21 protein-coding genes are annotated in these 18,697 nt (G+C 59.6%); 5 read left to right on the forward strand and 16 right to left on the reverse strand.

Annotated features, from left to right (window positions below):
- The first annotated feature begins 227 nt into the window (after positions 1–227).
- The gene (locus ACQY1L_RS08235; protein WP_062457672.1) at positions 228–548 is read left to right on the forward strand and encodes a DUF1883 domain-containing protein; all 321 of its coding nucleotides are present in this window, start codon (positions 228–230) and stop codon (positions 546–548) included.
- 3 nt (positions 549–551) lie between these two features.
- Here ACQY1L_RS08235 and ACQY1L_RS08240 read toward each other — a convergent pair whose 3' ends face one another.
- Together ACQY1L_RS08240 and ACQY1L_RS08245 are read right to left on the reverse strand one after the other, a co-directional pair.
- The gene (locus ACQY1L_RS08240; protein ID WP_430262008.1) at positions 552–1,868 is read right to left on the reverse strand and encodes a replication-associated recombination protein A; all 1,317 of its coding nucleotides are present in this window, start codon (positions 1,866–1,868) and stop codon (positions 552–554) included.
- Between the two features lie 13 nt (positions 1,869–1,881).
- The gene (locus ACQY1L_RS08245) at positions 1,882–3,309 is read right to left on the reverse strand and encodes a DegQ family serine endoprotease (RefSeq protein WP_430243750.1); all 1,428 of its coding nucleotides are present in this window, start codon (positions 3,307–3,309) and stop codon (positions 1,882–1,884) included.
- A gap of 313 nt (positions 3,310–3,622) precedes the next feature.
- Here ACQY1L_RS08245 and ACQY1L_RS08250 point away from each other — a divergent pair, with 313 nt between their 5' ends.
- The gene (locus ACQY1L_RS08250; protein WP_062580282.1) at positions 3,623–3,988 is read left to right on the forward strand and encodes a lysozyme inhibitor LprI family protein; all 366 of its coding nucleotides are present in this window, start codon (positions 3,623–3,625) and stop codon (positions 3,986–3,988) included.
- A gap of 108 nt (positions 3,989–4,096) precedes the next feature.
- Here ACQY1L_RS08250 and ilvD read toward each other — a convergent pair whose 3' ends face one another.
- Positions 4,097–5,932 carry a dihydroxy-acid dehydratase gene (gene ilvD / locus ACQY1L_RS08255; RefSeq protein ID WP_209900637.1) on the reverse strand — a complete coding sequence of 612 codons (1,836 nt, stop codon included), beginning with the start codon at positions 5,930–5,932 and terminating at the stop codon, positions 4,097–4,099.
- 269 nt (positions 5,933–6,201) lie between these two features.
- Positions 6,202–6,624, reverse strand: coding sequence for a DUF4112 domain-containing protein (locus ACQY1L_RS08260; RefSeq protein WP_092662047.1), 423 nt, complete (start codon positions 6,622–6,624; stop codon positions 6,202–6,204).
- Positions 6,625–6,814: 190 nt separating this feature from the next.
- Here ACQY1L_RS08260 and msrP point away from each other — a divergent pair, with 190 nt between their 5' ends.
- Together msrP and msrQ are read left to right on the forward strand one after the other, a co-directional pair.
- On the forward strand, positions 6,815–7,762 hold the full coding sequence (msrP, locus tag ACQY1L_RS08265) for a protein-methionine-sulfoxide reductase catalytic subunit MsrP (protein WP_430243753.1): 948 nt from the start codon (positions 6,815–6,817) through the stop codon (positions 7,760–7,762).
- Between the two features lie 2 nt (positions 7,763–7,764).
- Positions 7,765–8,412 (forward strand): protein-methionine-sulfoxide reductase heme-binding subunit MsrQ, encoded by a 648-nt coding sequence (msrQ, locus tag ACQY1L_RS08270; RefSeq protein WP_062457694.1) that lies wholly within the window; start codon positions 7,765–7,767, stop codon positions 8,410–8,412.
- 9 nt (positions 8,413–8,421) lie between these two features.
- On the opposite strand, the gene ACQY1L_RS08275 is transcribed toward msrQ, so the two are convergent.
- The 3 genes from ACQY1L_RS08275 to ACQY1L_RS08285 all read right to left on the reverse strand — a co-directional run bounded on the left by ACQY1L_RS08275 (position 8,422) and on the right by ACQY1L_RS08285 (position 11,477).
- Positions 8,422–8,802, reverse strand: a complete 381-nt coding sequence (locus tag ACQY1L_RS08275; protein ID WP_062457697.1) for a DUF779 domain-containing protein — start codon at positions 8,800–8,802, stop codon at positions 8,422–8,424.
- A gap of 80 nt (positions 8,803–8,882) precedes the next feature.
- Positions 8,883–10,391 carry an aldehyde dehydrogenase gene (gene adh, locus ACQY1L_RS08280; protein WP_062580275.1) on the reverse strand — a complete coding sequence of 503 codons (1,509 nt, stop codon included), beginning with the start codon at positions 10,389–10,391 and terminating at the stop codon, positions 8,883–8,885.
- Between the two features lie 132 nt (positions 10,392–10,523).
- Positions 10,524–11,477, reverse strand: a complete 954-nt coding sequence (locus ACQY1L_RS08285) for a helix-turn-helix domain-containing protein (RefSeq protein ID WP_184655184.1) — start codon at positions 11,475–11,477, stop codon at positions 10,524–10,526.
- A gap of 170 nt (positions 11,478–11,647) precedes the next feature.
- Between ACQY1L_RS08285 and ACQY1L_RS08290 the strand changes: the two genes are divergently transcribed.
- Positions 11,648–12,520: a DUF817 domain-containing protein gene (locus tag ACQY1L_RS08290; RefSeq protein ID WP_430243756.1), complete on the forward strand. Its 873-nt coding sequence runs from the start codon at positions 11,648–11,650 to the stop codon at positions 12,518–12,520.
- Here the strand turns inward: ACQY1L_RS08290 and ACQY1L_RS08295 are convergent.
- From ACQY1L_RS08295 to rpmD, 9 genes are all read right to left on the reverse strand, one after another.
- Complete coding sequence (locus tag ACQY1L_RS08295; protein ID WP_184655186.1) at positions 12,492–12,905, reverse strand: DUF2809 domain-containing protein; 414 nt, start codon at positions 12,903–12,905, stop codon at positions 12,492–12,494. The genes ACQY1L_RS08290 and ACQY1L_RS08295 overlap by 29 nt on opposite strands.
- A gap of 85 nt (positions 12,906–12,990) precedes the next feature.
- A complete protein-coding gene (gene rplQ, locus ACQY1L_RS08300; RefSeq protein ID WP_062457711.1) occupies positions 12,991–13,416 on the reverse strand; it encodes a 50S ribosomal protein L17 in 426 nt (141 codons plus the stop codon).
- A gap of 46 nt (positions 13,417–13,462) precedes the next feature.
- Positions 13,463–14,473, reverse strand: a complete 1,011-nt coding sequence (locus tag ACQY1L_RS08305) for a DNA-directed RNA polymerase subunit alpha (protein ID WP_062457714.1) — start codon at positions 14,471–14,473, stop codon at positions 13,463–13,465.
- Between the two features lie 174 nt (positions 14,474–14,647).
- Positions 14,648–15,037 (reverse strand): 30S ribosomal protein S11, encoded by a 390-nt coding sequence (gene rpsK, locus ACQY1L_RS08310; RefSeq protein ID WP_007766864.1) that lies wholly within the window; start codon positions 15,035–15,037, stop codon positions 14,648–14,650.
- Positions 15,038–15,152: 115 nt separating this feature from the next.
- Complete coding sequence (rpsM, locus tag ACQY1L_RS08315; RefSeq protein WP_062457717.1) at positions 15,153–15,521, reverse strand: 30S ribosomal protein S13; 369 nt, start codon at positions 15,519–15,521, stop codon at positions 15,153–15,155.
- A 243-nt stretch (positions 15,522–15,764) separates the two neighbouring features.
- Positions 15,765–16,415, reverse strand: a complete 651-nt coding sequence (locus ACQY1L_RS08320) for an adenylate kinase (RefSeq protein ID WP_430243760.1) — start codon at positions 16,413–16,415, stop codon at positions 15,765–15,767.
- A complete protein-coding gene (gene secY, locus ACQY1L_RS08325; RefSeq protein WP_062457722.1) occupies positions 16,412–17,752 on the reverse strand; it encodes a preprotein translocase subunit SecY in 1,341 nt (446 codons plus the stop codon). The genes ACQY1L_RS08320 and secY overlap by 4 nt, the downstream gene beginning before the upstream one ends.
- Before the next feature lie 230 nt (positions 17,753–17,982).
- Entirely contained in the window at positions 17,983–18,462 is a 480-nt protein-coding gene (gene rplO, locus ACQY1L_RS08330) for a 50S ribosomal protein L15 (RefSeq protein ID WP_062457725.1), read from the reverse strand.
- A 16-nt stretch (positions 18,463–18,478) separates the two neighbouring features.
- On the reverse strand, positions 18,479–18,688 hold the full coding sequence (rpmD, locus tag ACQY1L_RS08335) for a 50S ribosomal protein L30 (RefSeq protein WP_062457727.1): 210 nt from the start codon (positions 18,686–18,688) through the stop codon (positions 18,479–18,481).
- Positions 18,689–18,697: the final 9 nt, after the last annotated feature.

Raw genomic sequence — 18,697 nt, forward strand, 5'->3', positions numbered from 1 at the left:
CTGCGGGGAGCAGCGGGACCAGGTAGATTGGAGGTCAAATAATTTGTCGTTTTTGGGCGACGCGGGGGGAAACATCGCCTTGCTTTATCTGTCTTGCCAGCGGGCTGGTGGCTCAGCGCGTCGGCATCATGCTTAAATAACACCCAGGAACGCAGTAGGTTCCATAGATCTTTAACCGGGTGTCTGTAGGATTGTTGTACCCATATACTGGCATGAATGAGGCAAGCATGGCAGGTCCGAATTTTCGCTACACGCATTATGATCTCAAACCGCAGCGCGCCGGCACGATCATTGAAGTCACGCTCAATGGGGTGAACAACGTCCGCCTGATGACTGCTGCGAACTACCAGCGGTTTACGGAACAACTCGATTTCAAGTTCGTCGGCGGCGTTGCGAAGAAATCGCCGCTGCGGATCGCCGTTCCGGAAAACGGCCACTGGCATCTGGTGGTGGATATGGAAGGGCATCACGCTCTGGCCGAGTCTTCGGTGAGGCTCGTCGCGGCACCGGGTCAGGCGCAGAAACCAGGCATCGCCAGGGCTTCCTGAGGCTTAGCTGCCGCCGCGCTCCTTGCGCAGCTTCGACCACCAGTCGAGACGCTTTCTGATGTCACGCTCGAAGCCACGCTCCGGGGGATCGTAATAGGTCTGGCGGCCCATTTTTTCCGGGAAGTAGTTCTGGCCTGAAAATGCGTCGGGCTCGTCGTGATCGTAGCGATACCCGTCATTATAGCCCTCTGCCTTCATCAGCTTGGTCGGGGCATTGAGGATATGCTTGGGTGGCAGAAGCGAGCCGTTTTCCTTGGCAGCCCGGGTGGCCGCCTTGAAGGCCATGTAGACCGCATTCGATTTCGGGGCTGTCGCCAGATAGACGCAGGCCTGGGCGAGCGCCAGCTCCCCTTCAGGCGAGCCTAGATAGTCGTAGGCATCCTTGGCGGCATTGCACACGACAAGCGCCTGCGGGTCGGCAAGGCCGATATCCTCCACGGCCATCCGGACCAGACGTCGGCCGAGATAGAGCGGGTCCTCGCCGGCATCGAACATCCTCGCGAGGTAATAAAGTGCGGCATCGGGATCCGAGCCCCGCACCGACTTGTGGAGCGCGGAGATGAGATTGTAGTGGCCGTCCTGTGCCTTGTCGTAGACAGGGGCGCGGCGCTGGACGATCTCGGTGAGACCGACGGTGTCGAACACCTCACCCGTCCTTGCCGCACGCCAGATTTCCTCGGCGAGCGTCAGAACCGCACGGCCGTCTCCGTCCGCCATCCGGATCAGGCTTGCACGCGCGCCGTCGTCGAGCGGCAGCGGCTTTGCCTCCACCTGTTCTGCGCGTTCCAAGAGTTCGCTGAGACTGTCCTCGTCGTGACTGCGGAAAGTCAGAACCCGGGCACGCGACAAGAGAGCGGCGTTGAGTTCGAAACTGGGGTTCTCGGTGGTCGCACCGACGAGGATCACTGTACCGTCTTCCATGACGGGCAGGAAACTGTCCTGCTGGGCGCGGTTGAAGCGATGGATCTCATCGACGAAGAGAAGCGTCTGGCGGCCCTGCATGCGTCTCAGCCGGGCCGATTCGAACACCTTCTTCAGATCCGCGACGCCGGAAAAGATCGCCGAAATCTGCTCAAAAGCGAGACCCGCCTCACCCGACAGCAGCCGGGCGACTGTTGTCTTTCCTGTGCCGGGAGGGCCCCAGAAGATCATCGATCCGAGCGAGCCGGAATTGATCATGCGACGAAGCACGCCATCGTCACCCGTCAGATGAGCCTGACCTGTCACCTCCGAAAGCGTCTTCGGCCGCAACCGGTCGGCAAGCGGCCGCCGGCTGGCGACTTCTTCTGGGACTTTCGGTGCAAACAGGTCGTCGCTCATCAGCCCTTACCATTCATCGGAAGAACTGCCGGATACGCTGGCCCTTGCGTTCGATCTCGACCCGCCAGAACCCCGGATCGGTGCGGAGCATCTTTTCCATGACAGTCGTCGAAGCGACCGCCTCGCCGTTCAGCGAGACGACGATGTCCTGTGGCTGGAAGCCAAGACGACCGGCAGGCGAGCCGCGCGAGACGTCGGTGACGACGACGCCGCTCTTGTCTGTGGGCATGCGCAGTTCCGTGGCGAGTTTCGGTGACAGGTTGGCAATCCGAAGACCGGCGAAGGGATTGCGGCCTTCCAGCACCCGCTCGTCGCGCGGCGTGCTTTCCGGCGCGGAATTGAGTGCTAGCTGAAGGTCGCGCATGCCGTCGGGCGTCTGGACGCTCAATTTCGCTCCCTTGCCGAGGCCTGCCGTCGTCAGTCGGTAGCCGAGCGCATCGGGATGTTCGACTGGAATGCCGTTGACAGCCGTCACGACCTCGCCGGGCTTCAATCCTGCCTTGTCGGCCGGACCGCCTTCGACGACACGCGACACCAGAGCGCCGCGGGCGGCCTTCAAGCCAAGCGCTTCGGCGACGTCAGAGGTCACGGCATCGAAGGTCGCGCCGACATAGGGGCGGTCGAAGACCGACTTGCCTTCGGAGGCAGCCGCCAGGAAGACCTTCACCAGATTTGCCGGAATGGCAAAGCCGATACCGTTCGATCCGCCGCCGCGCGAGAAGATCGCGGTGTTGATGCCGATCAGTTCGCCATTCATGTTCATCAGCGCGCCGCCGGAGTTACCGGGGTTGATCGACGCGTCGGTCTGGATGAAGAAGCCGAAATCACCCGACGAGACCTGGTTGCGGGCAAGCGCCGAAACGATGCCGCTGGTGACTGTCTGGCCGACACCAAACGGATTGCCGATCGCGAGCACCAGATCACCGACCTCTGTGCGGTCCGAATCGGCCAGCGGCAGGACCGGGAAATTTTCCTTTGCCTTAATCCGCAACACGGCCAGATCGACGCTCTCGTCCTTCAGGACGAGTTCGCAGGGAAACTCCCGGCCGTCCGCCAAGGCGATCTTGATATCATCAGCGCCTTCGATGACGTGATTGTTGGTAACGACAAGACCGTCGCCGGAGAGAATGACACCGGAACCGAGCGAAGACTGCTTTTCCGAACGGTTCGGCATGCGCTGGCCGAAGAACTGCTCGAAGAAGGGGTCGCCGGAAAACAGGTTCGGGCGCTGAACGACGCGCTCGGCATAGACGTTGACGACGGCACCGGAGGTTTGCTTGACCAGCGGCGAGAACGAAAGCTGCATTTCCTGCCGGCTTTGCGGCACCGTCTTCTGGTCCTGCGCATAGGCGCCAGCGGGGGCCAATGCCGCGAGCAGGACGACGCTGAGCGAGAGCTTCCTGAGATGCCGTTCGAACGGTCGCTTGAGCGTGCTGGACATGTGATTCCTCTTACCAATTGCTGGATGACGTTGTAGCGCCGCAAGCGGCAAAAGAAAGGTGCCCGGAACCCGATGACGCGTCCTTGCGACCGCGTATATGGGTATCCGGCACAGGCAGGGAAAGACGGTACCCGACAACGCCCGCGGGCGGGTGTTGCTGCTTCCAGCTGATCCGCAAAAAGCATCGGCTTTTCAGCACGATCCTAGCCTCTATCATCCTTGCTATCTCGCGCATGTGCATCATGTTTGTCCTTGGGAGTTTACGATGCCGTTTGGGATCGGCTCCAGAGACTGCACACAGGAGCGTTCCAGCATGAAAACCATATTCGCGGCCACCGGCGTGGCTGCACTTGTCCTGAGCGCCGGCCTTTCCCTTGCGCCTCACCCGGCGGCGGCGGCGAGCTTCGATTGCGAGAAGACCGATCTGGTGGCCGACGAGAAGGTGATCTGCGACACGCGCACGCTGAATGATGCCGATGTGAAGATGGTCACCACATTCGACATCCTGACCAGCCTGCTCGCTATGGGCAATCGCGACCAGCTGCGCCAGGAACAAAGCGACTGGTTGAAGAAGCGTCGGGCTTGCGAGGCAGACGTCCAATGCCTGACGACGGCCTATGCCGAGCGGATGAAGCAGTTGCAGGAAGCGTTTAGCGGACTGAGCAAAGAGCCGCTTTAGTCCTTAAGCGACGTTCACTGGAAACGATCAAAGACAAAGGCCTCGGTGTTGTGCACCGAGGCCTTTGTCTTTGAGATCTCTGTCTGCGGGGTTGGTTCGACCAGAGACTTACTCAGGCAGAATCCGGACCGCGCCCTTGTCCGCACTCGACGCAAATGCCGCATAGGCCTTGAGAGCCGTCGTGACGTTGCGCTTGCGGGGTGCTGACGGCTTCCAGCCGAGTGCGTCCTGCTCGTGGCGACGCGCCGAGAGTTCAGCGTCCGACACCGCCAGATGGATTGTCCGGTTCGGAATATCGATCTCGATCATATCGCCCTGGCGGACAAGTCCGATCGCGCCACCCTGGGCTGCTTCCGGGGAAGCGTGACCGATGGAAAGGCCGGATGTACCGCCGGAGAAGCGACCGTCGGTGATCAGCGCGCAGGCCTTGCCGAGGCCCTTCGACTTCAGATAGCTGGTCGGATAGAGCATTTCCTGCATGCCCGGTCCGCCCTTTGGACCTTCGTAGCGGATAACAACGACATCGCCGGCCTTGACCTCGTTGCTGAGGATCGCCTTGACGGACGCATCCTGGCTTTCGAAGACGACAGCGGGACCGCTGAACTTGAGGATCGACTCATCGACGCCCGCGGTCTTCACGATGCAGCCGTCGGCCGCGATGTTCCCGTAGAGAACGGCCAGGCCGCCATCCTTGGAGAAGGGATTTTCAACCGAGCGAATGATGCCCGTGTCGCTATCCGTATCGAGCTCGTCCCAACGCGAAGACTGGCTGAAGGCAACCTGAGTGGGAACGCCTCCGGGTGCTGCCTTGAAGAAATCGCGGACGCTCTCGGAATTGGTGCGAGTGATGTCCCAGCGGTCGATCGCATCGCCGAGCGTTGCTTCGTGAACCGTGTAGCAGTCCCGGTTGATCAGACCGCCGCGTTCGAGTTCGCCCAGGATACGCATGATGCCGCCGGCGCGGTGAACGTCTTCCATGTGGACGTCGCTCTTGGCCGGCGCGACCTTGGACAGGCACGGCACCTTGCGCGACAGCTTGTCGATATCCTCCATGCCGAAATCGACCCCGCCCTCATAGGCAGCCGCCAGGATGTGGAGAACCGTATTGGTCGAGCCGCCCATCGCGATATCGAGCGACATGGCGTTTTCGAACGCCTGCTTGGTGGCGATATTGCGCGGCAGGACCCGTTCGTCATCCTGCTCGTAGTAGCGGCGGGCGATATCGACGATCAGGTGACCGGCTTCGACGAACAGGCGACGGCGGTCCGAATGGGTGGCAAGCGTCGAGCCATTACCGGGCAGCGACAGGCCAAGCGCCTCGGTCAGGCAATTCATCGAGTTTGCGGTGAACATGCCGGAGCACGAGCCGCAGGTCGGACAGGCGGCCTTTTCGATGGCGGTGACGTCTTCGTCCGACATCTTGTCGTCAGCGGCGGCAACCATGGCATCGACGAGGTCGAGCGCAACGGTCTTGCCGTGCAGGACGACCTTGCCGGCCTCCATCGGGCCACCGGAGACGAAGACGGCCGGAATGTTCAGGCGCATCGCGGCATTCAGCATGCCGGGCGTGATCTTGTCGCAGTTGGAGATGCAGACCATGGCGTCGGCACAGTGGGCGTTGACCATGTACTCGACCGAATCGGCGATGATCTCGCGCGATGGCAGCGAGTACAGCATGCCGTCGTGGCCCATGGCGATGCCGTCATCGACGGCGATCGTGTTGAACTCCTTGGCGACGCCGCCGGCGGCTTCGATTTCGCGGGCAACCAGCTGGCCGAGATCCTTGAGGTGGACATGGCCCGGCACGAACTGCGTGAAGGAATTGACCACCGCGATGATCGGCTTGCCGAAATCACCGTCCTTCATGCCGGTGGCGCGCCAAAGGCCGCGCGCGCCAGCCATGTTGCGGCCGTGGGTCGTGGTTCTTGAACGATAGACTGGCATGATGTTTCCTCGATCGCGTTCAGCCATTGCTATTTACCGCGTCGGATCACGCGGCGCAAAGGACCTTGTTTTCTCCGTCCTACTGCAGGCTAAAGCCAGTGTCACTACCAATGGGGCGAAAAACAGTACGGTACGGTACGGTTCTCACCAGCGCACTAGAAATCGGCCCGGCGATGTAGGCGCGGTCGGAGTTTCATAGCGGTTCTGCTCCGGCGCGGCGCTTGGGGAGCGAGGCAACGTCACCGTCCCTCACCCTCTCCTCGTGTCCGCTATCGCTTCGCGCGGAGCTCGTCCGCCGTCACACCGAAATGGTCGAGAACGATGTTGAGGTTGCGGCGGTGCGACTTGAAGAAGACGTCGAACAGATCACCGGCCAGCGGCACGCTGCCGACGACAGAATCGACCGCAAGGTTGCCGATCATCTTTGCAAGCTTGTCGTTCGGCACACCCATGCGGCGGGCCTCGTTGACGATATAGAGGCCAATCAATGCGCCCCCGGCATCGCCCACGAGCGGAACAAGGCCCATGATGGAATCGGCACCAAACCGAAACCGGGTGCCGGGAATACCGATCGCCGTATCCATCATACGGGCGACGCCGTGGATACGCCGCAAACGCCGCAGTCGATCGATCCGGCCCGCATCGGTTTCCGTGAAGCGTTCGCTGGCAGCATCCCAGGTTTTCGTCGCCATACTCACTATCCTTGATTAATGTCAAAGCTGAAATGAGCATGCGATTTCCCGGTTCAAGGCTTAGCGTATGTTTCAACGCTAATTCTTTCACGCAAACGTGGTTTAATGCCTTTCCTTCGGCTCTGTGAAACCAAACCTGTCGGCGGTACGTATAAGCACAGGATAGGCTTTTGCCTGAAGGAGATCCGCAATGCCCGCATTTCGCCCACCCCACATTTCGCCGACTGAGATCACGCCGCGCGACATCTATCTGTCGCGTCGAAATTTCGTGGGCACCGTCGCCGCGGGCGCCGGCCTTTCTGTCCTTGGAGGTACGGGCGCACTCGCTGCAGCCCTCAGTGCAGCGCCCGGCCCCTACAAGCTGGACGAAAAGCTGACGCCCAAAGAGGCGGTGACCACGTACAACAATTTCTACGAATTCGGGGTCGGCAAGGAAGATCCCTCGCAGAATTCCGGCGCGTTCAAGCCGACACCTTGGACCGTCAAGGTCGAGGGCATGGTGGGCAAGCCGAAGGAATTCGGTCTCGACGAGATCCTCAAGATGAAGCTCGAGGAGCGGACATACCGCATGCGCTGTGTCGAGGGATGGTCGATGGTGATCCCGTGGATCGGCTTCCCCCTGGCGGCGATCCTCGACCAGGTCGAGCCGCTTGGCAGCGCGAAATACGTGGCGTTCGAGACGGTCGTGCGTCCCGAGGAAATGCCCGGCCAAGGCGGTCTCTTCCAGGCTCTACCCTGGCCTTATGTCGAAGGCCTGCGCCTTGACGAAGCGCGCCATCCGCTGACCATTCTCGCTGTCGGTCTCTACGGCGAAACGCTGCCCAACCAGAACGGTGCGCCGATCCGGCTCGTGGTGCCGTGGAAGTATGGGTTCAAGGGGATCAAGTCGATCGTCAAGATCAAGCTGGTCGAAGAGCAGCCACAGACCACCTGGAAGAATTCGAACGCCCGGGAATACGGTTTCTATTCCAACGTCAATCCGGCCGTCGACCATCCGCGCTGGAGTCAGGCGACCGAACAGCGGATCGGCGAAGGCGGCTTCTTCGGAACCAAGCGCGTCGATACCCTGCCCTTCAACGGCTATGCGAACGAAGTGGCGAGCCTCTATACCGGCATGGACCTGAAAGCGAACTACTGACCATGCTCTCGATCCCAGCCCTGCCCCGCCGATACCATGCCGCCAGCATCTGGGCACTTTACGTCGTGGGGCTTTGTCCCGCGGCGTGGTACTTCTATCAGGCCGCGACGGGCGGGCTGGGTTTCAATCCGGTCAAGACGTTCGAGCACCTGATCGGCATCTGGGCGTTGCGTTTCATCATCCTGACGCTCGCCGTCACGCCCCTTCGCGATATTCTCGGGATCAACTGGATCCGCTATCGCCGTGCGCTAGGGCTGCTCGCCTTCTATTACGTCGTGTTCCATTTCAGCGTCTATCTTCTGCTCGATCTGCAGCTGAACTTCGGCGCTGTTGGCAGCGATATCGTGCGGCGCCCCTATATCACAATCGGCTTTGCCTGCCTGCTGCTGCTGATCCCGCTTGCGGTGACATCCAACAACTGGTCGATCCGCAAGCTCGGACAGACCTGGGTGAAAATGCACAAGCTGATCTATCTCGTGGCACTGGGCGGCGCGCTCCACTATGTGCTCGCGGTGAAGTCGGTGACGCTCGTTCCGTTTATCCATATCGCAGCGATCGGGCTGCTGCTCGCCTACCGGCCGCTGAGGAAGCCGTTCCTCAACTGGAAGCGCGGCAAGACCCGTCCGGCACGTCCCGCCACCACGACATAGTGGGCGGCGTCAACGTATGGCAGGTATCGCGCAGGCCTCACCGCCGCCGAATAGTCGTGACCGGGTGAGGAAGCGCTTTTCACGCCCATTGTCGAGCGAGAACATGCCGCCCCTACCGGGCACGACATCGATAATCAGCTGTGTGTGCTTCCAGGCCTCGAACTGGCTCCCGCTGATATAGACCGGCACGCCGCCGATTTCGCCCAGCTTCACGTCGTGGTCGGCAAGCATGAAATCGCCCTTCGGATAGCACATGGGTGACGACCCGTCGCAGCAGCCGCCTGATTGGTGGAACAGGATGTCCGGGTGGTCCGCCTGGATCTCGGCAATGAAGTTCAGCGCGGAATCCGTGGCCGTGACGCGCGGTTCGCCGTTGATTGTCGCATCCATCATGTCATTCCTGTTCGCATCGAGACATTGAAAAGGCTCCCGACCCTGCAGCCGGGAGCCCATGCTTGGGTTGAGATCGATCAGAAGAACCCGAGCTTCTTCGGGCTGTAGCTCACCAGCATGTTCTTGGTCTGCTGGTAGTGGTCGAGCATCATCTTGTGATTTTCGCGACCAATCCCGGACTGCTTGTACCCGCCGAATGCCGCATGCGCGGGATAGGCGTGATAGCAATTGGTCCACACGCGGCCGGCCTGGATCTCCCGGCCGAAGCGGTAGGCGCGGTTGCCGTCGCGCGTCCACACGCCGGCGCCGAGCCCGTACAGCGTATCGTTGGCGATCTCCAGCGCCTGCTTTTCGTCCTTGAAGGTCGTTACCGACACCACCGGTCCGAAGATCTCCTCCTGGAAGATCCGCATCTTGTTGTGGCCCTTGAAGATCGTCGGCTTGATGTAGTAGCCGTTCGCCAATTCCCCGCCGAGATCGTTCTTGACGCCGCCAGTCAGCACTTCCGCGCCTTCCTGCTTGCCGATGTCGAGATAGGACAGGATCTTTTCCATCTGCTCCGAGGATGCCTGCGCGCCAATCATGGTCGAGCTATCGAGCGGGTTGCCCTGCGTGATGGCTTCGACGCGTTTGACCGCCCGCTCCATGAAACGATCGTATACCGATTCCTGGATCAGTGCGCGGCTGGGGCATGTGCAGACTTCGCCCTGGTTCAGCGCGAACATCGCAAAGCCTTCCAGCGCCTTGTCGAGGAAATCGTCGTCTTCATTCATCACATCGGCGAAGAAGATGTTCGGCGACTTGCCGCCAAGTTCGAGCGTGACAGGGATAAGGTTTTGGCTGGCATATTGCATGATCAGCCGGCCTGTCGTGGTCTCTCCTGTAAAGGCGATCTTGGCAATCCGGTTGCTGGTCGCAAGAGGTTTTCCGGCTTCGAGGCCGAAACCATTGACGATATTCAGCACGCCGGGTGGCAGGAGGTCACCGACGAGTTCCGCCCAGACCAGAAGCGAGGCCGGCGTCTGCTCGGCCGGCTTGATGACAACGCAGTTGCCGGCGGCAAGCGCCGGTGCAAGCTTCCAGGCGGCCATCAGAATCGGGAAATTCCACGGAATGATCTGGCCGACGACGCCAAGCGGTTCGTGGAAGTGATAGGCGACCGTATCGTGGTCGATTTCACTGATCGAACCTTCCTGGGCACGGATGCAGGATGCGAAATAGCGGAAGTGATCGATGGCGAGCGGGATGTCGGCTGCCATTGTCTCACGGATCGGCTTGCCGTTGTCCCAAGTTTCGGCCTGCGCCAGAACTTCCAGCTTGTCTTCCATCCGCTGGGCGATCTTCATCAGGATGTTCGAGCGGTCAGCCGGCGCCATGCGGCCCCATTTTTCCTTGGCGGCGTGTGCAGCGTCGAGCGCCGCATTGACATCCTTTTCGTCAGACCGCGGGATCTCGCAGATCTTGCCGCCGGTGATCGGCGTGACGTTGTCGAAATACTTGCCGCTGATCGGTTCTTTCCACTCACCGCCGATATAGTTGCCGTATTTCAGCTTGAACGGTGACTCAACGATTTTCTGATGCAGCATGTCATCCTCCCATGATGAACAGGTTCAAAGCGAACCCGATGGAACAGAATCTGCGCTTCTGGCGTGGTGAAAACAGGCCTCACCCGCGATACCGCGATGCACTCTGTCGCAAGTCTGCGACAAAACTCCCCGTCATTGAATGCCAAATCGCTTCATCTTGCGATGCAGGGTGGAACGGCTGACGCCGAGCACCTGGGCTGCCAGCGAAACGTTGCCGTGGACACGAGACAGCGCCCGAAGAAGCGCCGAGCGCTCGGCATCGCCCAGGAGTTCTCGCGCATCCCGGCTCGATTCGTGAAGCAGATCGGAGGCCGGGATCCCTTCCGCAATCCGATCGTCGTCCAGACGCAGCGCCGATCGCGCAGCCCGCGTGGCGCCGATCACAAGGTCGTCGCGATCTACAGCCAGGAGCGCCATTGGAGATCCCGTCTCACTCGGCACCATCACGAAGCGGGCACCTTGAAACGCGTTTCGGAACAGGTTCAGCTCAATGCGGGATGCCGCCTCACGCACCGTCTGCGACAGGATGGCGATCGTGCCTTCGTTTGCGTCACTTCGGCACGTCGAGACATCGAGCGCGCCGGCCAGAACTCCACGGTGATCACGAATGGGCGCAGTTGTGCAGCTCAGATCGATATTGGATGCAAAGAAGTGCTGGTCGCGGATGATCGATATCGGCCGGTCGTCGGCGATTGCGGTGCCGATCCCGTTGGTGCCGATACTCTCCTCGGTCCAGACCGAGCCGGTCCAGAGGCCCAGCGCACGAAAATCCTTGTCGTCGCCCGCTGCGCCGCGACGGTCAAGCGCGATACCTTTGCTGTCGGTCATCAGGATGCAGCAGCCAGCGCGACCGACGACCATGAACAGCCGGTCGAGCTCGTCCCTCGCCTGCCCGATAAGACGCTCCGACTGTTTTCGGGCGACGTCCAGTTCCTGCTCTGTCACCCGCTCCGGCATCCGCCGGTCCTCTGGCGCCAAGTGATGCATGGTCATGCAGCGGCGCCAGGACGCGACTACAGCTGAACTCGCGACAGGGGAATTGGCCGACGCGTAGACTTGGTCGGCATGGGAAACAGGGTCATGCATCGGGCTCCTCCCACCAAATGCGTCACGGCTCGATTGTCGCTAAAAAAACGGGATGTGGCAACAGCGATATAGGGAGCTTCAGTCATTCGGCAGGCCGGTCAGCCTGACATCCCCCGGACTTGACAGTCAAAGCCCCCACAGGCTTCAGTCCGTGCAGCGGAGATGTTTTGATGACACCAGAATCGACTGTGGACGGCAAACGACTATCCCTGCTGGATGTCTATCTTTGCAACCATCGGCCGTTTGGAGAAATCCACGGTATCACGCGTTTCGTCATCGAGTTTCTCTACTTCGGCATCAAAGAAGCGCGGGCCTGCCTGTTCGCCGGACTGTTTTTTGTGTCGATCTTCATCGTTCCGCGAACGGGCGTGTTCGGCATCCCGCGCTACGACGTTCTGCTGATCATCGCGCTCGCCATCCAGTCCCTGATGATCTGGAGCAAGCTGGAAACCTGGGATGAGGCAAAAGCGATCGGACTTTTCCACGTGGTTGGCTTTGCGCTCGAAGTGTTCAAGACCTCCGGCAGCATCCAGTCATGGTCATACCCTGACTTCGCCTATACGAAAGTGCTGGGCGTACCGCTGTTTTCCGGCTTCATGTATGCCGCCGTGGGGAGCTACATCATCCAGGCCTGGCGGCTTTTCGATCTGCGGATCAACCACCATCCCAGCTACTGGATGGCTGGCCTGATCGCGATTGCGATCTACGCGAATTTCTTCACTCACCATTTCATCGGCGACTACCGCTGGTATATCGCCGCCTGTGCGCTCGGCCTTTACGCCCGCACGACCGTCACCTTCCGGCCCTACGATCGAGACAGACGGATGCCGCTTCTGGTCGCCTTCGTGCTGATCGGCTTTTTTATCTGGCTGGCGGAGAACATCTCGACCTTTTTCGGGATCTGGCAATATCCGAACCAGATCGGGGCGTGGTCGGTGGTGCATCTTGGTAAATGGAGTTCGTGGTCCCTGCTGGTGGTGATGACATTCACGATCGTCGCCAATCTCAAGCATATCAAACAGAAGATCTACGTCCCCGTTTGAGGACCCACGCCTCGACAAATGCGGCAGTCCCGATACCGAAAGCGTAAGCTGCGATATTCCACAGGGAAAACACGCGTCCGAGCAACAGTTTGCCGGCCGTCGTCAGTCGAAACGCATCCAACTCGGGCGTGTGATAGAGCCTTGAGAATTCGACGATAAGGGCGATGAGGAATGCCGCAAAGGCGAGCCTGCCGATGTTCACCGATCCGGTCAGCGTGGCCAACGCAAGAAACACCATCGCACCCCAGAGAACTGACCCACCGTATTTCACGACAAAGAAGGAAAGACCGAGATCGTAGCCGAAGCGGCGCAGCAGAAGCCCCGCGGAGATCACAAGCAGCGCGGCGAGGCAGCGTTGAACGCGTATGGATCGTGGTGCAGTCATGCTCGAGCCCGCCCCCTCATTTCCCCAAAGAAAAGGCCGGGCGTTTCCACCCGGCCTTTTCGAAAAGTGCGATCCTTGGATCGAATTATGCGGCTTCGGCAGTTTCTGCTTCAGCAGCAACGCGAGCCTTGTCGGCTGCGCCCTTGGCATCGACGTCGCGCTCGACGAATTCGATCACAGCCATCGGAGCGTTGTCGCCCTGACGATAGCCGGCCTTCATGATGCGCAGGTAGCCGCCGTTGCGGGTTGCGTAACGCGAAGCGATGGCATCGAACAGCTTGCGAACAGCGTCCTGATCCTGGATCTGCGAGATCGCCTGACGACGAGCGTGCAGGTCGCCGCGCTTGCCGAGGGTGACGAGCTTTTCGACGATCGGGCGAATTTCCTTCGCCTTCGGCAGGGTTGTTACGATCTGCTCATGGGTGATGAGCGAAGCCGCCATGTTGGCAAACATGGCTTTGCGGTGGCTTGCGGTGCGGTTGAGCTTACGGCCCGAATTTCCGTGACGCATGGTGTGTCTCCTTCACTTGCAGGCATTCGCCTGCAGTCTGATCCTGTTAGTATTGGTCTTCGTAACGCTTGGCGAGATCTTCGATGTTTTCCGGCGGCCATGCAGGAACTTCCATACCAAGATGGAGGCCCATGGATGCCAGAACTTCCTTGATCTCGTTCAGCGACTTGCGACCGAAATTAGGAGTGCGGAGCATCTCGGCTTCGGTCTTCTGGATGAGGTCGCCGATATAGACGATGTTGTCGTTCTTCAGGCAGTTGGCCGAACGGACGGAAAGTTCCAGTTCGTCGACCTTCTTGAGGAGCGCCGGGTTGAACGCGAGTTCGGTGACGGCTTCCTCTTCTGCTTCCTTCTGCGGCTCGTCGAAGTTGACGAAGACCGACAGCTGGTCCTGAAGGATACGAGCGGCGAAGGCTACGGCGTCTTCACCCGAGACCGAACCATCGGTTTCGATGGTCATGGTCAGCTTGTCATAGTCGAGAACCTGGCCTTCACGGGTGTTTTCCACCTTGTAGGACACTTTCTTGACCGGGGAATACAGGCTGTCGACCGGGATGAGACCGATCGGAGCATCTTCCGCACGGTTACGATCGGCAGGAACGTAGCCTTTGCCGTTGTTGACCGTGAATTCCATACGGATCTCAGCACCCTCGTCGAGCGTGCAGATCACGTGGTCGGGGTTGAGGATCTCGATATCGCCAACCGTCTGAATGTCGCCGGCGGTAACGGAGCCCGGGCCCTGCTTGCGCACGACCATACGCTTGGAATCGTCACCATCCATCTTGATGGCGATTTCCTTGATGTTCAGCACGATGTCCGTCACATCTTCCCGAACGCCGGGGATGGAGGAGAATTCGTGCAGAACGCCGTCGATCTGCACTGCGGTAACAGCAGCACCGCGCAGCGACGACAGAAGTACGCGACGAAGCGCGTTGCCGAGCGTCAGGCCGAAGCCGCGCTCGAGAGGCTCAGCAACAAGCGTTGCCTTTGTACGGCCGGAAGAGGAAAACTCCACCTTGTTCGGCTTAATCAGTTCCTGCCAGTTCTTCTGGATCATGACCTACTACCTTCCGTTCGTTACCACCATCCAATCGTGGTAACCGAGCACGAGGAACACCGGAAATACCCTTCCGGCTATACGGTGAAAGCCGCCTCGACTCTTTCAGGAGACGGAGCGGCTATTACCGGGTTCAGATGAAGATCGCTGCGAAGCGAGCTCCAAAAACGTCCATTAGACGCGGCGCTTCTTGCGCGGGCGGCAACCGTTGTGCGGGATCGGGGTCACGTCGCGGATCGAGGTGATCATGAAGCCGGCAGCCTGCAGAGCGCGCAGAGCCGATTCGCGACCGGAACCCGGACCGCAGACTTCGACTTCGAGCGACTTCATGCCGTGCTCCTGAGCCTTCTTGGCGCAGTCTTCGGCAGCGATCTGAGCTGCGAACGGGGTCGACTTGCGCGAACCCTTAAAGCCCTTGGCACCAGCAGACGACCAGGCAATTGCATTGCCCTGTGCATCGGTGATGGTGATCATCGTGTTGTTGAACGTCGAATTGACGTGGGCAACGCCCGACGTAATATTTTTGCGTTCGCGGCGGCGTACGCGTGTGGCTTCCTTGGCCATGGTATTCCTTTCGTTGATCTCTGCACCGCCGTAATGCCAGCGGCTCCACCTCAGATCGAACAGTCACGAAAAAGCGGACAGGAGCCCTGCCCGCTTTGCGACTATCGATCCAAAATTACTTCTTCTTACCAGCAATCGCCTTTGCCGGACCCTTGCGGGTGCGGGCATTGGTGTGCGTGCGCTGACCGCGGACCGGAAGGCCACGACGGTGACGCAGGCCGCGATAGCAGCCGAGGTCCATGAGGCGCTTGATGTTCATCGCGGTTTCGCGACGAAGATCACCTTCGACGCGATAATCGCGGTCGATGGTTTCGCGGATCTGCAGGACTTCAGAGTCGGTCAGCTGATGGACGCGCTTTTCAGCGGCAAGACCAACCTTCTCCATAATTTCCTGTGCGAATTTCGGGCCGATCCCGTGAATGTAGGTCAGCGCGATGACAACGCGCTTCGCAGTCGGGATGTTGACGCCAGCGATACGTGCCACGTCTATTCTCCTTGCGTTCCGGTTGCCATCCGGCAAGCGGTACTTCTTCCATGAAAGCGACCTTTGGATACGGTCGCCAGTTCAAACTTCATACGAGACAGGCAAAATGATCGCCCCGGATGTCCTTGCGGGAATCCGCGCCGATCGCTGTAAAACTGTCGCGAGTTGGCGCGGTGTGTAGCGGAATCAGTGCTTGAATGCAACTGCTCCACCCCAAGATTCTTTAACCCATCCAAGACAGTCTCAGAGACTGGCGAGGATCTTTTCGATATCGGCCGTGACAGTATCCATCTCGGCCATGCCATTGACAACCTTGAGCTTGCCTTTTGCATAGTAGTAACCAATGAGCGGCGAGGTTTCCTTGTAGTAAACCTCGAGACGCTTGGTCATGGTCTCGGCGTTGTCGTCCGGCCGACGCTTGAAGTGGGTCGAGCCACACTTGTCGCACGTGCCCTCCGACGAAGGCTTCTTATCCGAGTCGTGGTAGACCGTCCCGCACTGGGCGCAGGAATAGCGACCGGAGACGCGACGGACAAGCTCCTTATCGTCGACGCGAAGTTCAATCACCACGGAAAGATCGAGCCCCTTGGCAGACAGCATCGCCTCAGTGGCGTCCGCCTGCACGAGCGTGCGGGGAAAACCGTCAAGGATGAAACCGTTCGCGCAGTCAGGCGCGTCTATGCGCTCGGAGACGATCGCGTTGACGATCTCGTCAGAGACCAGATTGCCCGCATCCATGACTGCCTTGGCGCGCTTGCCGACTTCGGTCTCAGCTGCCACGGCTGCCCGCAGCATATCACCAGTGGAGAGCTGCGGAATGCCATGCTTCTCCACGATCCGCTGGGCTTGGGTCCCCTTGCCCGCGCCCGGCGGTCCTAAAAGAATCAGTCTCATCGTCCCCTCTTTCCACCGCGTAGTTTCGACTTCTTGATCAATCCCTCATACTGCTGCGCGATGAGGTGTCCCTGGATCTGCGCAACCGTATCAAGGGTTACACTGACCACGATCAAAAGCGAAGTACCACCAAGGGCTAACGGAACGCCCGTTCTGGCCACCAGGAATTCGGGAAGAATGCAGACCACGACGAGATAGATAGCGCCGACGACCGTGATTCGGGTCAGGACGTAATCGATATATTCCGCGGTACGCTCACCGGGACGGATGCCGGGAATGAAGCCGCCGTGCTTCTTCAGGTTATCAGCCGTATCCTTCGGGTTGAAGACGATGGCCGTGTAGAAGAAGGCGAAGAACGCGATCAGCATGGCGTAGAACAGCATAAACAGCGGCTGGCCGTGGCCAAGAGCTGCAATGATCCCCGTCGCCCAGTCTGGCAGCTGTGAATTGCCGGCAAAGCCTGCAGCCGTTGCCGGCAGAAGCAGAAGCGAGGATGCAAAGATTGCCGGAATAACGCCGGCTGTATTGAGCTTCAGCGGAAGGTGCGAGGTATCGCCCTGGAACATGCGGTTGCCGACCTGACGCTTCGGATACTGAATCAGAAGCCGGCGCTGGGCGCGTTCAACAAACACGATCAGCGCAATGACGGCGATCGCGACGATGATAACGGTGAGAATCAGAGCCGTCGGCAGAGCGCCGGTACGACCGAGTTCCATTGTGTTGGCGAGCGCGCCAGGAAGGCCTGCGGCAATACCGGCAAAGATGATCAGCGAAATACCGTTGCCGATACCGCGCGAGGTGATCTGCTCACCAAGCCACATCAGGAACATCGTGCCGCCAAGCAGCGTGACGACCGTTGAGAGCGTGAAGAACCAGCCCGGGTTGGACACGATGCCCTGACCGCTCGAAAGGCCGGCAGCGATGCCGTAGGCCTGAAGCGCGCCGAGAATCACGGTGCCGTAGCGAGTGTACTGGTTGATGATTTTGCGACCCGCCTCGCCTTCCTTCTTCAGGTTCTCGAGCGACGGGACGACCGAAGTCATCAGCTGCACGATAATCGAAGCGGAAATGTAAGGCATGATGCCGAGGGCGAAGATCGCCATGCGCTCGACAGCACCGCCGGAGAACATGTTGAAGAGGCCGAGAATGCCACCCGACTGACCGCTAAAGGCCTGCGCATAGGCTTCAGGGTTGAGGCCTGGCAGCGGGATATGCGTGCCCAAGCGATAAACAAGAAGCGCTGCCAGCGTGAACCACAGTCGTTTCTTGAGATCTTCCGCCTTGGCGAAAGTTTTGAAATTCAGATTTGAGGCCAGTTGTTCAGCTGCAGAAGCCATGCAATTCTCCGCCCGACCCATCCCCCGGCGGCATGTGCCTTCCGGAACGCAGTCTTGATTCTGTTTTCAGAAAGCTGGGGGCGCGAGATGCTGTCGCAATCGCCTGCCTCACCCATTTTTCCGTCTGATCCCGGTAGCTGACCGGCCGGACTGCCTTGGGGATCGTGAGGCTCACATATGGACATAAAATCACCCGGTGTGAAGCTCACACCGGGTGATTTTCAAACGATTTATTCAGCGGCTGTTTCAGCAACCACGAGCAGCTTGATCGAGCCGCCCGACTTTTCAATCTTTTCGACGGCAGCCTTGGAGGCACCGGCGACTTCGATCGAAACCTTGGTTGTCAGTTCGCCGCCGGACAGGACGCGAACGCCGTCCTTGAGGCGACGGATGACGCCGGCAGCCTTGAGAGCTGCTGCGTCGACAGTCGCGTTTGCGTCGAGCTTGCCAGCATCAATCGCAGTCTGGATACGGCCGAGCGATACGGTTGCGTATTCAGATGCGAAGATGTTGTTGAAGCCGCGCTTCGGAAGACGACGGTAGATTGGCATCTGACCGCCTTCGAAGCCGTTGATCGAGACGCCTGAACGGGCCTTCTGACCCTTGACGCCGCGTCCACCGGTCTTGCCCTTGCCGGAACCGATACCGCGACCAACGCGGATACGGTCCTTCGAAGAGCCTTCGTTGTCCTTGATCTCATTCAGTTTCATGGTCAATTCCTCCGTCTCACTTCTCTTCGACGACGCGAACGAGATGCTGGACAGCACGGATCATGCCACGAACGGAAGGAGTATCTTCCAGAGTGCTGGTCCGATGCATCTTGTTGAGGCCAAGACCGATCAGCGTTGCGCGCTGTTCGGCCGGGCGGCGGATTGGGCTGCCGATCTGCTGAACGGTAACCGTCTTTGCTTCAGTCTTCTGCGTAGCCTTAGCCATGGTTCAGAC

The sequence above is a fragment of the Neorhizobium sp. DAR64862/K0K3 genome, from assembly GCF_050500185.1.
Classification (GTDB): domain Bacteria; phylum Pseudomonadota; class Alphaproteobacteria; order Rhizobiales; family Rhizobiaceae; genus Neorhizobium; species Neorhizobium soli.